Annotated in this window: 4 protein-coding genes; all 4 read left to right on the top strand. The window is 62.1% G+C overall.

The window, feature by feature from the left end:
- Positions 1 to 397 (top strand): hypothetical protein (locus D105_RS15165; RefSeq protein WP_231366858.1); only part of this gene is annotated, 397 nt, incomplete at its 5' end.
- Positions 390 to 668 carry a hypothetical protein gene (locus D105_RS14335; protein WP_155987720.1) on the top strand — a complete coding sequence of 93 codons (279 nt, stop codon included), beginning with the start codon at positions 390 to 392 and terminating at the stop codon, positions 666 to 668. The genes D105_RS15165 and D105_RS14335, both read left to right, overlap by 8 nt.
- Before the next feature lie 290 nt (positions 669 to 958).
- The gene (locus D105_RS0114050) at positions 959 to 1,294 is read left to right on the top strand and encodes a hypothetical protein (RefSeq protein WP_018878817.1); all 336 of its coding nucleotides are present in this window, start codon (positions 959 to 961) and stop codon (positions 1,292 to 1,294) included.
- Positions 1,295 to 1,306: 12 nt separating this feature from the next.
- On the top strand, positions 1,307 to 1,510 hold the full coding sequence (locus tag D105_RS0114045) for a hypothetical protein (RefSeq protein WP_018878816.1): 204 nt from the start codon (positions 1,307 to 1,309) through the stop codon (positions 1,508 to 1,510).
- Positions 1,511 to 1,575 lie beyond the last annotated feature (65 nt).

The following is a 1,575-nucleotide window of genomic DNA, read 5'->3' as shown; positions in this document are numbered from 1 at the left end:
GCTTTACCGCCCGCCTGAGCGTATCAGGCCCCTGAAAGCACCCCCGGATCGGGCAGGGGTGCGCCGGCTCGCCGGTCGATCCATTCACTTCACCCTGAACGATAGGAGCAAACCAATGGCATTGAGTACATTGGAGATACACCAAGACGATGGAACGATCGTGATCGCGGAACTCTGCGTCTACGGGCACAACGATTTCGACTGTGACTACTGGCTTGTCGATCCTGAGTCGTGGGTCAAGGGCGAGGACGGGTCCTTGGTTTTCAACCGGGAGAACGCTCGGTTGTTGCCACATCAGCCCAACGAAGAAACGCGCGCCGCCGCAGCACGCGCGGCGCGCGATGTCTGGCGCAACCGGCGAGGGGCCGCTCGCTTTCCGGGGGCTCGCAATGCTTAACCATGACGATGTGATCCAGTCCGGAACGATGGTTTTTCGAGTGTCAGATCCGGACTGCAAGATCGAAGTGGTCTCCTCGATGCAGGGCACTTTCGCGTTCGTGCAGTGCATCGACACGCTCGGCGGCGAGGGGCGCGAGATCAAGCACTATTTCGGACGTTTCAACATCGACCGCGCTCAAGACAGCATCCACCACATCATGCAAACCGGCGGGAAATTCGGAGCCGTGCTCACGCGAGACTGGACGATTCCAGAGCCGGAGGAATGGTGAGGATGCAGGAAGACCACGCCCGCCCAGGCATTTGCCTGTGGCGGGTCCCATGAGAGAGGTTGAACAACCGCCACCCCGGCTATTGGCAAGGGGTGGCGTCATTCCCCAGGGCCGCACGCGACCCTCGGGAATGACGGCTTTACCGCCCGCCTGAGCGTATCAGGCCCCTGAAAGCACCCCCGGATCGGGCAGGGGTGCGCCGGCTTCGCCGGTCGATCCATTCACTTCACCCACCACGGGGACACCGTCCCCCGTGGGGGCGGTCTGTCCCCTCCATTCGGAGACAGACCATGACTGCGCGTATCAAGATCACGTTCGAGCGATGGAAGCCCGTCGATCTGGAACTTGGCGAACCCTCCCAGCGGGGATGGATCGATTCCGAGGGCGTCCGAATGGACCCCGAAGATCCCGAGGACCGGTCGGCGGTCGAAGCGGCCGTGGCGTTCCTCAATCGCAAGGGAGCTGTTCACCCCTCCAGTGATCCCCCAACCGGCATCGACCTGTGGTTCTCCACTGAACCCGAGATCGATTTCGAGACCGGGGATCAGGAGATCCGGAGTTACCACCTCAAGGGGTTTTCCGTGGAGGAAGAACTCCAGGTGTTCCACCGGATCCGGTACGGATAACAGGAGGCGAGGATGTACGGGAAGATCGCTTTTGAATACTTCGGCCACCATGTCGAACTCCAGCCCATGGCATCCGCCAAGGGTTGGTATGTCGGTACGGCGGACCCCCTGGACGGGCCTCCGTTGTCGCGCGAATCCCTGGAGTATTTCGCCACGGAGGAGGCAACCACGGAGGCTCTGAATACGGGTGCCTGGACACAGCGGGCCCATCCCTAGAACGCCCGCCTGATCGTATCAGGCCCCTGAAAGCACCCCCGGATCGGGCAGGGGTGCGCCGGCTC

Origin of the sequence: Thioalkalivibrio sp. ALE28, assembly GCF_000377425.1 — a bacterium.
In the GTDB taxonomy this organism is placed as follows: Bacteria; Pseudomonadota; Gammaproteobacteria; order Ectothiorhodospirales; family Ectothiorhodospiraceae; genus Thioalkalivibrio.
Note: the sequence above shows the minus strand (reverse complement) of the source record. Positions and strands in the feature narration are given on the sequence as shown.

Coding starts and splice junctions, on each gene's coding strand:
- D105_RS14335 (WP_155987720.1), top strand. CDS start 390: ATGCTTAACCATGACGATGTGATCCAGTCCGGAACGATGGTTTTTCGA.
- D105_RS0114050 (WP_018878817.1), top strand. CDS start 959: ATGACTGCGCGTATCAAGATCACGTTCGAGCGATGGAAGCCCGTCGAT.
- D105_RS0114045 (WP_018878816.1), top strand. CDS start 1,307: ATGTACGGGAAGATCGCTTTTGAATACTTCGGCCACCATGTCGAACTC.